The 13273-nt window shown below is 64.3% G+C and carries 10 protein-coding genes and 1 pseudogene; 4 read left to right on the plus strand and 7 right to left on the minus strand.

The features are described from left to right. Positions 1 to 28: 28 nt before the first annotated feature. Positions 29 to 1066: pseudogene (locus PSEEN_RS27445) on the plus strand (HAMP domain-containing protein); the annotation flags it as partial. A 129-nt stretch (positions 1067 to 1195) separates the two neighbouring features. Further along, a complete protein-coding gene (locus tag PSEEN_RS27450; RefSeq protein WP_420806634.1) occupies positions 1196 to 1921 on the plus strand; it encodes a methyl-accepting chemotaxis protein in 726 nt (241 codons plus the stop codon). Between the two features lie 123 nt (positions 1922 to 2044). Here PSEEN_RS27450 and PSEEN_RS23605 read toward each other — a convergent pair whose 3' ends face one another. The 3 genes from PSEEN_RS23605 to PSEEN_RS23615 form a co-directional block, all read right to left on the minus strand. Continuing rightward, complete coding sequence (locus PSEEN_RS23605) at positions 2045 to 2641, minus strand: DUF924 family protein (protein WP_011536095.1); 597 nt, start codon at positions 2639 to 2641, stop codon at positions 2045 to 2047. A gap of 3 nt (positions 2642 to 2644) precedes the next feature. Further along, a complete protein-coding gene (locus PSEEN_RS23610) occupies positions 2645 to 3655 on the minus strand; it encodes a class 1 fructose-bisphosphatase (RefSeq protein ID WP_011536096.1) in 1011 nt (336 codons plus the stop codon). Between the two features lie 154 nt (positions 3656 to 3809). After that, positions 3810 to 6275 carry a glycogen/starch/alpha-glucan phosphorylase gene (locus PSEEN_RS23615; protein WP_011536097.1) on the minus strand — a complete coding sequence of 822 codons (2466 nt, stop codon included), beginning with the start codon at positions 6273 to 6275 and terminating at the stop codon, positions 3810 to 3812. Positions 6276 to 6472: 197 nt separating this feature from the next. On the opposite strand from PSEEN_RS23615, the gene PSEEN_RS23620 reads away from it, so the two are divergent. Beyond that, entirely contained in the window at positions 6473 to 6877 is a 405-nt protein-coding gene (locus PSEEN_RS23620) for a YkgJ family cysteine cluster protein (protein ID WP_011536098.1), read from the plus strand. A gap of 13 nt (positions 6878 to 6890) precedes the next feature. Here PSEEN_RS23620 and PSEEN_RS26400 read toward each other — a convergent pair whose 3' ends face one another. Together PSEEN_RS26400 and PSEEN_RS23630 are read right to left on the minus strand one after the other, a co-directional pair. After that, on the minus strand, positions 6891 to 7049 hold the full coding sequence (locus PSEEN_RS26400; RefSeq protein ID WP_009681539.1) for a YqaE/Pmp3 family membrane protein: 159 nt from the start codon (positions 7047 to 7049) through the stop codon (positions 6891 to 6893). A 165-nt stretch (positions 7050 to 7214) separates the two neighbouring features. Further along, the gene (locus PSEEN_RS23630) at positions 7215 to 8492 is read right to left on the minus strand and encodes an aspartate aminotransferase family protein (RefSeq protein ID WP_011536099.1); all 1278 of its coding nucleotides are present in this window, start codon (positions 8490 to 8492) and stop codon (positions 7215 to 7217) included. Between the two features lie 210 nt (positions 8493 to 8702). On the opposite strand from PSEEN_RS23630, the gene PSEEN_RS23635 reads away from it, so the two are divergent. Further along, entirely contained in the window at positions 8703 to 9626 is a 924-nt protein-coding gene (locus PSEEN_RS23635; protein WP_011536100.1) for a LysR family transcriptional regulator, read from the plus strand. 389 nt (positions 9627 to 10015) lie between these two features. Here the strand turns inward: PSEEN_RS23635 and PSEEN_RS23640 are convergent, their stop codons facing one another. Together PSEEN_RS23640 and PSEEN_RS23645 are read right to left on the minus strand one after the other, a co-directional pair. Continuing rightward, positions 10016 to 11794, minus strand: a complete 1779-nt coding sequence (locus PSEEN_RS23640; protein WP_011536101.1) for an acyl-CoA dehydrogenase C-terminal domain-containing protein — start codon at positions 11792 to 11794, stop codon at positions 10016 to 10018. A 123-nt stretch (positions 11795 to 11917) separates the two neighbouring features. Continuing rightward, the gene (locus PSEEN_RS23645; RefSeq protein WP_044488527.1) at positions 11918 to 13201 is read right to left on the minus strand and encodes a GGDEF domain-containing protein; all 1284 of its coding nucleotides are present in this window, start codon (positions 13199 to 13201) and stop codon (positions 11918 to 11920) included. Positions 13202 to 13273: the final 72 nt, after the last annotated feature.

Raw genomic sequence — 13273 nt, forward strand, 5'->3', positions numbered from 1 at the left:
TTCGTGCCCGTGCGCAGACTTCAATAAAATGACCAAGAACCTCAAGTTCAGCCACAAGATCCTGCTGGCCGCCGCCCTGGTGGTCGCTGTTGCCTTCACCTGCTTCGTCCTGTTCAACGACTACCGACAGCGCCAGTCGCTACGCAGCGACACCGAGTCGACGTTGCAGTCACTGGGCAACCTCACCGCCGGCAACATCCGCACCTGGCTCGACAGCCGTATCCAGCTGGTGAACTCGGTGGCCCAGCAGGTTGCCGTCGACGGCCCGGGCAAGAGCAGCCTCGACCGCATCCTGGCGCTGCCGGTGTATGGCAGCAACTTCATCCTCACCTACTTCGGCGGCCAGGACGGCAGCATGCAGTCGGTGCCGGTGGGCAACCGTGCCGCCGACTACGATCCGCGCGTGCGCGGCTGGTACAAGGCGGCCAGCGCGGCGGGCCAGACCATCGTCACCGAGCCGTACATCTCGGTCTCGGCGGGCAAGCTGGTGATCACCCTCGCCACCCCGGTGCAGCAAGGCGGGCGCATGATCGGCGTCAGCGGCGTCGATACCGACCTGCAGACCATCAGCAACCTGATCAACACCCTGGACTTCGGCGGCCGCGGGCATGCCTTCATCGTCAACGGCGAAGGCAAGGTGCTCATCCACCCCAAAGCCGAACTGGCGCTCAAGGCACTGGCCGATGTCTACCCTGGCAGCGACCTGCGCATTGGCAGCGGCCTGAAAGAGGTCGAGGTCGACGGCCGCAAGCAATTCATCAGCTTCACCCATGTCGACGGTGTGCCGTCGGCTGACTGGTACGTGGCACTGGTGCTCGACCAGGACGCGGCCTTCGCCATGCTCGGCGAGCTGCGCACCTCGGCGGTGGTGGCGACGCTGATCGCGGTGGTGGTGATCATCGCCCTGCTGGGCCTGCTGATCCGCGTGCTGATGGAACCGCTGCACATCATGGGCCGTGCCATGCGCGACATCGCCGAGGGCGAAGGCGACCTGACCCGACGCCTGAACATCCATGCCCAGGACGAGTTCGGCAGCCTGGCGCAGTCGTTCAACCGTTTCGTCGAGCGAATCCACGAATCGATCCGTGAAGTGGCCTCGGCCACCGGCCAGGTGAATGCAGTGGCCGGCCAGGTGGTCAACGCCTCCAACGCCTCGATCCACAACGCCGACCAGCAATCGAGCCGCACCAGCAGCGTGGCCGCGGCGATCAACCAGCTGGGCGCCGCCGCCCAGGAAATCGCCCAGAACGCCGCCCTCGCCTCGCAGCACTCCAGCGCCGCCCGTGGCCTGGCCGAGGAAGGCCAGCAGGTGGTCGGCGAGACCATCGACGTGATGAACCAGCTGTCGGCGCGCATCAGCGATGCCAGCGGGAATATCGAGACCCTGAACAACCACACCGCGAACATCGGCCAGATTCTCGATGTGATCAGCGGCATCTCGCAGCAGACCAACCTGCTGGCGCTCAACGCCGCGATCGAGGCCGCCCGCGCCGGTGAGGCCGGCCGTGGCTTCGCCGTGGTGGCGGATGAGGTGCGCAACCTGGCCCACCGCACCCAGGATTCGGCGCAGCAGGTACAGCGCCTGATCGAGGAGCTGCAGGCCGGCGCCCAGGTGGCGGTCAGCACCATGAACCAGAGCCAGGCGCACAGCGACCGCAGCGTGGGCATCGCCAACCAGGCCGGCGAGCGCCTGGGCAGCGTCACCCAGCGCATCGGCGAGATCGACGGCATGAACCAGTCGGTGGCCACCGCCACCGAAGAGCAGACAGCCGTGGTCGAGTCGATCAATGTCGACATCAACGAGATCAATACGTTGAACCAGGAAGGGGTGCACAACCTGCAGAGCACCTTGCGTGCCTGCACCGACCTGGAACATCAGGTCGAGCGGTTGAAGCATCTGGTGGGCAGCTTCAGGATCTGATTTGAAAGCCCCGGGGGCCGCTCTGCGGTCCTTTCGCGACACAAGGCCGCTCCCACAGGGGAATGCTTATCTCTGTGGGAGCGGCCTTGTGTCGCGAAAGGCCTGCGCAGCAGGCCCGGCTATTCAGAACCTGGACCCAGGCTCCAGCAAGAAGTCCATCTCCTCACTGGTACTCGGCCGCCCCAGCACCAGGTTGCGGTGCGGGAAGCGCCCGAACCGGGCAATCACCCGCTGGTGCTGTTCGGCATAGTCGAGGAAGCCTTCGAACAACCGGCGGTTGGCCTCGGGTTGCTCAGCCAGCAGCGCCTGATAGCGCTCGACGCACAGGTTCTGCCAGTCCAGCACCTCGGCATGCTCCAGCACCAGCAACACGAACACCCGCTGGATGGGGAGCAGCTGGTGGTCCCAACCCTTCTGCAGGCCTTGCATGGCCACCACCTGCGCCCGTCGGTCACCTTCGAAGGCGAGCGGCGTGTCGCGGTGGAGCATGCGCGGCAGCTGATCGAGCAGCAGGATCAGGCCCAGCCAGCCCTGCGGGCTCTGCTGCCACTCATCGAGGCCACCCGCCAGGGCCTGCGCGCACAAGTCGCCGAAGCGCTCGCGCGCCTCGTCGTCGTGGTGCTTGCCGAACCACAGCGTGCTCTTCTCGTCAGCCACGGCCTGGGGACTGGCGCCCCAACCGAACCACCATTCCAGCAACGGCTGCCAAGGTGCGAGCATGACTTACTCCTTGTGGTAGGCGGTGACGCGCTCGACCTCTTCCTTCGAGCCGAGGATGACCGACACGCGCTGGTGCAGGCTCTCCGGCTTGATGTCGAGGATGCGATCGTAACCGTTGGTGGAGGCGCCGCCAGCCTGCTCGATGATGAAGGACATCGGGTTGGCCTCGTACATCAGGCGCAGCTTGCCCGGCTTGCTCGGTTCACGGGCGTCGCGCGGGTACATGAACAGGCCGCCACGGGTCAGGATGCGGTGCACGTCCGCCACCATCGAGGCGATCCAGCGCATGTTGTAGTTCTTCTTCAGCGGACCGGTCTCACCCGCCAGCAGCTCGCCCACGTAGCGCTGTACCGGAGCTTCCCAATGACGCTGGTTGGACATGTTGATGGCGAATTCGGCGGTGGTTTCCGGTACGCGGATGTTTTCGTGGGTGAGCACGAAGCTGCCCAGTTCACGGTCCAGGGTGAAGCCCTTGACGCCGTTGCCCAGGGTCAGGATCAGCATGGTCTGCGGGCCGTAGATGGCGTAGCCGGCGGCGACCTGCTCGGTGCCTGGCTGCAGGAAGGCTGCTTCGTTGAGGCTTTCGTTCTGGCTCAGGTACTGGTTAGGGCAACGCAGTACCGAGAAGATGGTACCGACCGAGACGTTGACGTCGATGTTCGACGAACCGTCCAGCGGGTCGAAGACCAGCAGGTACGCGCCTTTGGGGTACTTGCCGGGGATCTGGTAGGCGTTGTCCATCTCTTCGGACGCCATGCCGGCCAGGTGGCCGCCCCACTCGTTGGCTTCGAGCAGGATGTCGTTGGAGATCACGTCGAGCTTCTTCTGCACTTCGCCCTGCACGTTTTCGGTGCCCATGCTGCCCAGCACGCCGCCCAGGGCGCCCTTGGACACGTGGTGGCTGATCTCCTTGCACGCACGCGCCACCACTTCGATCAGGAAGCGCAGATCGGCAGGGGTATTGTTGCTGCGGGTCTGCTCAATCAGATAGCGACTCAGGGTAACGCGGGACATGTATGGCTCCGAAATGGAAAGGGGGAGAAAAACCCCCGCAGTTTACAGGGAGAGTGCAGCGCTAGCGAGCAAAGAGACTCGTCGGGCGGGGTTGAGTTCAGCCAGAGGCCGGTCAGTGGTCGGCTTGGGCCTTGTGTAGTGGCGGTTCGCCGGCTCAATCCAACGCCTTCCAGATCTCGGTCGCATACTCGCGAATGGTCCGGTCCGACGAGAACCAGCCCATCCGCGCCGTATTCAGCACCGCCATGCGCCACCAGTCCTGTGGCGCATGCCACAACTCCTCGACCCGGCGCTGGGCATCCCAGTAGGCGTCGAAGTCGGCGCACACCAGGAAGCGGTCATAGGCGATCAGCCCGTCGATCAAACCGGCATAGCGCGCCGGATCGTCCGGCGAGAACACCCCGCTGCGGATCGCCTGCAGCACATCCCCCAGCCGGCGCGAGGCGGCGATCGCCGCGGCGGCGCCGAAATCGCCGCTGCGCTTGCGTGCCTCCACCTGCTGGGCGGTCAGGCCGAAGATGAACATGTTCTCCGCGCCCACCTGCTCGCACATCTCAACGTTGGCGCCATCGAGGGTGCCGATGGTCAGCGCGCCATTAAGGCCGAACTTCATGTTGCTGGTGCCGGACGCCTCGTAGCCGGCGGTGGAAATCTGCTCGGACAGGTCCGCCGCCGGGATGATGCTTTCGGCCAGGCTGACGTTGTAGTTGGGCAGGAACACCACCTTGAGCAAGCCGCGCACGGTCGGGTCGTTGTTGACCACCCGGGCGATGTCGTTGGCCAGCTTGATGATCAGCTTGGCCTGGTGATAACTGGCCGCGGCCTTGCCGGCAAAGATTTTCACCCGCGGCACCCAGTCGATGCCGGGGTCGTTGCGGATGGCCTGGTACAGCGCCACGGTGTGCAGCAGGTTGAGCAACTGGCGCTTGTACTCGTGGATTCGCTTGACCTGCACGTCGAACAACGCCTCGGGGTTGACCGTCACCCCAAGACGATCCTGGATGATGCTGGCCAGCGCGCGCTTGCTGTGCAGGCGCTGGGCGGCGAACTGCGTGCGGAAGGTGGCCTTGTCGGCGAACGGCACCAGCGCCTTGAGCCTGCCTTCCGGGTCGTCCAGCACCTGCGGGCCCAGCGCTTCGATCAGCATGGCGGTAAGCGGCGGGTTGGCCTGGTACAGCCAACGGCGGAAGGTGATGCCGTTGGTCTTGTTGTTGATCCGCTGCGGGTAGAGCTTGTGCAGTTCGGCGAACACCGTGCTCTTCATCAGCTTGCTGTGCAGCGCCGACACACCGTTGACGCTGTGCGAACCCAGGAAGGCCAGGTTGCCCATGCGCACCCGCCGGCCATTGTCCTCCTCGATCAGCGACACCGCGCGCAGCACGTCGAAGTCGTGCAGGCCTTTGGCCCGCAGCGAATCGATGTGATAAGCGTTGATCAGGTAGATGATCTGCATGTGCCGCGGCAGCATGCGCTCCATCAACGCCACCGGCCAGGTTTCCAGGGCCTCGGGCAGCAGAGTGTGGTTGGTGTAGGCCAGGGTGCCGACAGTCAGCTCCCAGGCCTTGTCCCAGGGAATCTCATGCTGGTCGACCAGCAGCCGCATCAGCTCTGCAACGGCGATCGACGGGTGCGTGTCATTGAGCTGGATCGCGGCGGCATCCGGCAGGCTCAGCAGGGTTTCGTGCATGTTCAGGTGACGGCGCAGCAGATCCTGCAACGAGGCAGAGACGAAGAAATACTCCTGGCGCAGGCGCAGTTCCTGACCGGCCTCGGTACTGTCGGCCGGATACAGCACCCGCGAGATGCTTTCGGCCCGGGCCACTTCAGCCACCGCCCCCAGGTGATCGCCGGCGTTGAATCGCTCCAGGTGCAGCTCTTCCAGGGCCCGCGCACGCCACAGGCGCAGGGTGTTGACGCTGGCCCCACGCCAGCCGACCACCGGCGTGTCGTAGGCCACCGCCCGCACCGTCTCGCCTGGCCACCAGACCTGGCGTTGCTGGCCGCCCGCCTCAGTCACGGTCTCGACACTGCCACCAAAGCTGATCGGGTAGATCACCTCGGCCCGCTCGAACTCCCAGGGGTTGCCGAAATCCAGCCAGTTCTCGGTCTGCTCCTGCTGCCAGCCATCGACCACCGCCTGGCGGAACAGGCCGTGCTCGTAGCGGATCCCATAGCCGTGGGCAGCGATGCCCAGGGTCGACATGCTCTCCATGAAGCACGCCGCCAACCGACCCAGGCCGCCGTTGCCCAGCGCCGCGTCGGGCTCGAGCAGGCGGATGCGCTCAAGGTCCACGTCCAGCCCTTGCAGGGCCTCGCGGGCAATCTCCAGGTAGCCGAGGTTGCTCAGGCTGTCGTACAGCAAGCGGCCAATGAGAAATTCGAGGGAGAGGTAGTAGACGCGCTTCTGGCTGCGTCGGTAGGCCCGCCGGGTGTGGTCCATCCAGTGATCGACCATGTGATCGCGGGCCGCCAGGGCGATGGCTTCGAACCAGTCGTGGTCGAAGGCGTGCTCCGGGTCCTTGCCGACCGCGTAGGTCAGCTTGGCCAGCACGGCGGCGCGAAAGGCCGCCACCTCTGCACTATGGTCCTTTTCGTCACGGGCTTCGGTTTCCTGGGACATGGGGCATCCTCGGGCAAATGGGCGAAAGCGCAGGGAGAGTGTTCAGCCTAGACGCTCTGACACGGAGCGACAGCGACGGTTCGCGGTTTTCATCGACCGCAGGCAAACCCGGCAAAAGGTTGTTCACAAATTGAACAACTCCGGTATGATCGCGCGCCCCAAAACCGTGATTCCCTAGCAAGAATAAAACCGTAACCATGAAACCGACCCTGATCGCCGCCGCCGAAGTCGACCGCCTGGAGACCTGGCAGCGCTATGCCAGCCACATGTGCGGCGGCTGCCACTCGACCTGCTGCACCCTGCCGGTGGAGGTGAAGATCAAGGATCTGATCCGCATTGGCGTGGTGGACGAGTTCGAGAAAGACGAGCCACCGAAGAACATCGCCAAGCGCCTGCAGAAGGACGGCATCATCGAGCGCTTCAACCAGAAGTCGGGGATCTTCACCCTGACCCGGATGAGCAACGACGACTGCCTCTATCTGGACCGCAAGAGCCGCCTGTGCACCATTTATGACAAGCGCCCGGACACCTGCCGCAATCACCCGAAGATCGGGCCGCGGCCAGGCTACTGCGCATACAAGCCGAAGGTGGCCAGCCGCTGAGGCCGGCCTCGGCTCAACGCTTGGCGATGATGTACACCGCATGGACGATCCCTGGGATATAGCCCAGCAGGGTCAGCAGGATGTTCAGCCAGAACGCCCCACCGAACCCGACCTGGAGGAACACCCCCAGCGGCGGCAGGATGATGGCGATGATGATGCGGATGAAGTCCATGGGCTGCGCTCCTTGAAGGGTTTCAACACAGACCCGCCACCCAGCGCAGAGGTTCCACCGCCGCACGCCAGGCAAAAAAACGCCCCGGGCCAAATACTGCAGGCCAGGGGCGATGCGCAGAAACGCGAGACGGTTCGTTGAAATTCGGTTTGCCGGGGCGGACGTTCAGGCCGACACCTCGCGGCGGCCCTGCTGCCGGGCATGCAAGCGGGCGAAGGCGCGAGCCAGGCGTACCAACATCTCGTCGATGTTGCCCTTGCTAACGGTCAGCGCTGGCGAGAAACGCAGCACATCGGCCTGCGGGGCGTTGAGCAGCAAGCCTTCCTGCCGCGCCGCCTCGACCAGCTCAGCGGCCTCGGCCGCCTGCAACTGCATCGCCCACAACAGGCCCTGGCCACGCACCTCACCCTGGCCATAGCGCCCGGCCAGGCGGCTGAGGCCATCACGCAGATGACGACCGCTGTCCTGCACCTGCTCGAGGAAGCCGGGCTCCAGCACCGTGCGTAACACGGCCAGGCCGGCCGCGCTCATCAATGCGTTGCCGTGGTGGCTGCCCTCCAGTTCCCCCGGCTCGGCGCAGCAGGCACTACCCCGGGCCAGCAGCGCGGCCAAGGGCACGCCGCCACCCAGGCCCTTGCCCAAGGTGATGATGTCGGCGCGTACGCCGTAGGTTTCTTCCGCCAGCAGCGCGCCGCAGCGCCCGATACCGGTCTGCACCTCATCGAGGATCAGCAGGATGCCCAGCTCACGGCACAGCCGTTCGACACCCTGGAGGTAGTCGCGGGTCGCCGGGATCACCCCGGCCTCGCCCTGGATCGGCTCGAGCATGATCGCCACGGTGCGCGAATCGACCTCGGCATGCAGCGCCGCCAGGTCGTTGAACGGCACCTTGCTGAACCCTGGCATGCCGGGTTCGCAGCGGTTGCACGGCAGCGGATCGGAAGCCGACAACGCCCCCAGGCTACGGCCATGGCAGCCCTGGCTGGCGGTGATGATGTGGTAGGCACCATTACGGTGCAGCTGGCCCCATTTGCGCGCCAGCTTGATTGCCCCTTCGCAGGCCTCGGCGCCGCTGTTGAGCAGGTAGGCCTGGTCGCTGGCGGTGCTCTGGCACAGCCGGTCGACCAGGCTCAGCAGGCCACTGCTGTGCAAGCCCGTGCCAGGGTTGATCAACGCCTGGGCCTGGTCAGCCAGCGCCTTGACCAACACGCTCGGGCTGTGGCCAAGGCTGTTGACCGCGCAGCCTTGGGTGAAGTCCAGGTAGGCATGCCCTTCGCTGTCCCACAACCAGGAACCCTGACCACGCACGAACACCTGTGGCGCATGTTCGCTGCTGGGCATCAAGCGCTTGCGGGCGGTCTGCGCCGGGGCCGGCTCGGCGGCCGGTGCACGCGTTGGCTCTGCGGGCGCAGGGGCCGGGCGGCGCAGGTTGAACAGGTTCATCGGGGTTCCAGCCTTTCACGGTCGTGAGCAGTCAAGGCCCGGTCTGGCGCCGGGTAACGAATATTCTGCCTTGCCTATCAAAAGTGTTTTTCATCCGGGGTAACAATCTTCGCGATGATCGCTGTAACCCTCTGGAATACGGCGATAGACTAGGCGCCAAGGCACGCTGGGGCCATTCCGATTTTCCAGCTTTTTTGATAAGTGTTACTTATGGATTTCCGCCAACTGCGCTATTTCGTCGCGGTCTATGAAGAAGGCCATGTGGGCCGCGCCGCCGAGCGCCTCTCGTTGTCCCAACCGGCCCTTTCGCAGCAGATCCGCCAGCTCGAGCACAGCCTCGACCTGAACCTGTTCGAGCGCAGCAACAAACGCCTGCTACCCACCCTGGCCGCCCATACCCTGTATAACCATGCCCTGCCCTTGCTCGATGGCCTGCAACGGGCCCACGAAGCCATGCGCAACTTCAAGGGCCAGTCGCTGCGCACCCTGGCCATCGGCGTACTGCAGACCGTGAGGCCTAGCCTGGTGCCGCAATTGCTGGAGCGTGTGCGCCGGGCGCAGCCGCATCTGGTGGTGCAGATCTACGAACTGTCGGGGCTGGAGATCGAGCGGCGCCTGCTCAACGGAAGCCTGGACATCGGCATCAGCTACCTGCCGCCGCGTCAACCTGGTCTGCATGGTTTGCTGCTGTACGAGGACGAACTGCAGTTGGTCATCCCTAGCACCCACCCGTTGAAAGACTTCAAGAAAGTCTCGATCCGCCAGGCGGCGGAACTGCCGATGCTGATGCTGGGAGAGGAATTCCAGATCCGCCAGATCTGGAAGGCACAGCTGGCCAACCTGGGGCGCAGACCACAGGTGCAGGCGGAGATGAACAACATGGCGGGGATTCTCGACAGCCTGGCGCACACTGCGCTGGCAACCATCCTGCCCGGGCGGGCCAAGGATGCCGCGGAGGATGACCAGGCATTGCTGTGGAAACCGCTGAGCGAGCCGCGGGTTCCGCTGAAGGTCGGCCTGGTGTTTCGCGATGCCCAGCGCCAGCAGGCCTCGGTCGAGCTGCTGCGCACCCTGCTGGAGGAAGAGACCGACGCACGTCAGTTGGGCGTGTCGCCACTGGATGTGCTTGGCTGAAACACGCGCACAAAGAAAACCCCGCCGAAGCGGGGTTTTCCAGACTGTTTCCCTGTGACTTCCATTTCACCCCGCCATCCTGGCAGGAAATCCTACGGTGTCCCTGTTCTGTCCATTGCGCTTCCTGCGCTCCGTCCATGTAAGAAAGAGTAACCGTGGATCCAATCTTAGGAAAGAGGAGAAAAGTCACCACGTCGTGTAGGAGAATGCTTACACGAAATGACCTCTCCAAACGTAGGAAACGACAAGGGGCTGCATCGCAGCCCCTTCTATGGATTACACCCGTCTTTACATGAAGACCAGGCTACCGAGGTTCGCCGGCAAGGCCGGCTCCTACAGGTTCGGCACAGTCCCTGTAGGAGCCGGCTTTGCCGGCGAACGGGCCCGACTCAGAACTGCGCGGCATCCAGCAGGTAGAGCGATTCGCTCCCCGCCTTCACCGATGCCACAAGCGAATGAACCCGCGGCAGCAAGCGCGCGAAGTAGAAGCGCGCGGTCCCCAGCTTGGCGCCATAGAAATCGGTATCGCCCTCGCCCGCCTGGGCGGCACGCGCCATCAGTGCCCACATGTAGGCATAGGCGACATAACCGAACGCATGCAGGTACTCGACCGACGCGGCGCCGATCTCGTTGGGGTTGCCCTTGGCCTTGTCCAACACCCAGGCCGTCAGTTCGTCGAGCTGGTCGAGGGACGCCGCCAATGGTTTGGTGAACTCACCCAGTTCGCCACCCGCACTGGCGATGAACTGGCGGATTTCGTCGGCAAACAGCTGGTAGTAGGCACCACCGCTGGCCACCACCTTGCGGCCCATCAGGTCCAGTGCCTGGATGCCGTTGGTGCCTTCGTAGATCTGGGTGATGCGCACGTCGCGCACCAACTGCTCCTGGCCCCATTCACGGATATAACCATGGCCACCGAACACCTGCTGGCCGTGCACCGTGCACTCCAGGCCCAGGTCGGTGAGGAACGCCTTGGCCACCGGGGTCAGCAGTGCCACCAGCTCCTCGCTGCGCTTGCGGGTCGCGGCGTCTTCGCTGTACTTGGCGCTGTCGAGCTGCATCGCCACATAGGTGGAGAACGCGCGACCGCCTTCGGTCAGTGCCTTCATGGTCAGCAGCATGCGGCGAACGTCCGGGTGGACGATGATCGGATCGGCTACCTTGTCTTTGGCCTGCGGGCCGGTCGGGGCGCGGCTTTGCAGACGGTCGCGGGCGTACTCAACGGCGTTCTGGTAGGAGCGCTCGGCCGAAGCCAGGCCCTGGATGCCAACGCCAAGACGTTCGTAGTTCATCATGGTGAACATGGCCGCCAGGCCTTTGTTCGGCTCACCGACGATGTAGCCGACCGCTTCGTCGAAGTTCATCACGCAGGTGGCCGAGCCCTGGATGCCCATCTTGTGCTCGATCGAGCCGCACGTGGCCGGGTTGCGCGCGCCGAGACTGCCGTCTTCGTTGACCAGGAACTTGGGCACCAGGAACAGCGAGATGCCTTTCGGACCCGCCGGGGCGTCCGGCAACTTGGCCAGCACCAGGTGGATGATGTTCTCGGTGAGGTCGTGCTCGCCGCCGGTGATGAAGATCTTGGTGCCGCTGACCTTGTAGCTGCCATCGGCCTGCGGTTCGGCCTTGGTGCGGATGATCCCCAGGTCGGTGCCGGCATGGGGCTCGGTGAGGCACATGGAGCCCGCCCAGACACCCGCGTACATGTTCGGCAGGTACTGTTCCTTGAGCGCTTCGCTGGCGTGGGCGTTGATCGACAGGCAGGCGCCGGCGGTCAGCATCGGGTACAGGCCGAAGGCCAGGCTCGAGGCGTTGACCATCTCCTCGACCTGGGCCGAGATCACCTTGGGCATGCCCATACCACCCAACAGCGGATCGCCGCCAACACCGACCCAGCCGCCTTCGGCATAGGTCTTGTAGGCGTCAATGAAGCCTGCCGGGGTGCGTACCGCACCGTTGTCCCAATGGCAGCCCTCTTCATCGGCGGCGCGGCTCAGCGGAGCGATGGTCTTGCCAGTGACCTTGCCGGCTTCCTCAAGCACCGCCATGGCGGTGTCCGCGTCGACCACTTCGGCCAGGGCGGGCAGCTGCGACCAGAGCTCGGCCACGTTGAAAACTTCATTGAGGACGAAGCCCATGTCACGCAGGGGCGCTTTATATTCAGCCATGACAACCTCTCGCTATCGGGGTCGGGGCGGCCCGTCGGGGCCGCGGCACTGGGATGAACGCAGTGTAACCGAACAACTTTTACGAGACATAGGGTCATCATGCGACTGAATGGTCGACGATGGTCACGCCATGCGAACGGCACCACGCCGTGATTGCTGACCGAAGGTCATCACACAGTTGCGCCCCGCGCCCTTGGCGCTGTAGAGCGCCTGGTCGGCGGACTTGAGCACTTCGTCGGGGTTGCGGTGATCGGCCTGACGCTCGGCGACACCGATGCTGATGGTCACCGATACCGTGCTGCTGGCCCCGCCCCCTCGGCGCTGACGGCCGGCAGAGTCATCATTGGGGCGGCTGTTCTGGTCCCGTAGCTGGATAGCGTAGTTGGCGATCATCTCGCGTACCGCTTCCAGGTGAGGCAGGCATTCCTCGGCGGTCTTGCCGGCGAACACCAGGGCGAACTCTTCGCCGCCATAGCGGTAGGCGCGCCCACCTCCGGTGACCTTGGACAAACGGCTGGCGACCAACCGCAACACCTGGTCGCCGACATCGTGGCCGTGGGTGTCGTTGAATTTCTTGAAGTGGTCGACGTCGGTCATGGCGATCACATAGTTGCGCCCCAGCCGCTGCATGCGCTCGTTCAACGCACGGCGCCCCGGCAAGCCGGTCAGCTCGTCGCGGAAGGCCATCTGGTAGGCCTCGTGGGAAACCGCCGCGGCGATCATCAGCATCACCTGGCTGCACATGATGTTGAGGGTGAAGGGCAGGATGAAGGTCTTGGGCAGCATCCAGAAGATGCCGATCAAACCGATGACCTGCGCCGCGTGCAGCGGCCTGGGTTCACGCAGGTACTGCACCACCAGCAGGATGAACACTGCCAGGAACAGCGGGTAGGCCAGCTGGATCAGGCTCATCCACTGCCCGTGCAGCGATGGCCAGCGAATTTCCGCCAGCCAGCCCAGCAGCGCCTCGGGGAAACTCTGCTCCAGGGCAACCGCCACGCTGCCGACGGCGAACAGCACGGCAAAGCGGGCGAGCATGTCCTGGGCCAGGTGGGTGCGCTCCTGCCAGGCGGCGTACAGGCCGAACAACGCAGGCAACAGCAGGCAGACCAGGTGGAAGATCACCGCCGCGTCCTCGCGCACCCGGCCATTGTCACGGTAGTAGTCGGTCTGGGTGTCGAGCAGGAAGTAGGCGATATACACCGCGACCATCAAGAACAGCTCACGCTGGCGGCGGTACACGGCGCAGTAGGCGCCCCCCAACAGCAGCACCAAGGTTGGGAGAACGTTGAACAGCGATGTGAAGAAGACGCTGAGATCTCTCACATAAGCTGCCGCAAGCCCTGCCAGCAACAGAATCAGCGAAGGCAGGAAATGGCTCGCGCGTACAGCGGATAGACGAAACAAGGGTAATCTCCGACCCGGCAGATCAATAATGGCATTGTGCCCCTACTTCATCGGCAGTGCACATGAATAGAT

The sequence above is a fragment of the Pseudomonas entomophila L48 genome, assembly GCF_000026105.1.
GTDB lineage: Bacteria > Pseudomonadota > Gammaproteobacteria > Pseudomonadales > Pseudomonadaceae > Aquipseudomonas > Aquipseudomonas entomophila.

Excerpts from the sequence above, each read along its gene's own strand:
- PSEEN_RS23605 (WP_011536095.1), bottom strand. The coding sequence starts at position 2,641 with ATGCTCGCACCTTGGCAGCCGTTGCTGGAATGGTGGTTCGGTTGGGGC.
- PSEEN_RS23610 (WP_011536096.1), bottom strand. The coding sequence starts at position 3,655 with ATGTCCCGCGTTACCCTGAGTCGCTATCTGATTGAGCAGACCCGCAGC.
- PSEEN_RS23615 (WP_011536097.1), bottom strand. The coding sequence starts at position 6,275 with ATGTCCCAGGAAACCGAAGCCCGTGACGAAAAGGACCATAGTGCAGAG.
- PSEEN_RS23620 (WP_011536098.1), top strand. The coding sequence starts at position 6,473 with ATGAAACCGACCCTGATCGCCGCCGCCGAAGTCGACCGCCTGGAGACC.
- PSEEN_RS26400 (WP_009681539.1), bottom strand. The coding sequence starts at position 7,049 with ATGGACTTCATCCGCATCATCATCGCCATCATCCTGCCGCCGCTGGGG.
- PSEEN_RS23630 (WP_011536099.1), bottom strand. The coding sequence starts at position 8,492 with ATGAACCTGTTCAACCTGCGCCGCCCGGCCCCTGCGCCCGCAGAGCCA.
- PSEEN_RS23635 (WP_011536100.1), top strand. The coding sequence starts at position 8,703 with ATGGATTTCCGCCAACTGCGCTATTTCGTCGCGGTCTATGAAGAAGGC.
- PSEEN_RS23640 (WP_011536101.1), bottom strand. The coding sequence starts at position 11,794 with ATGGCTGAATATAAAGCGCCCCTGCGTGACATGGGCTTCGTCCTCAAT.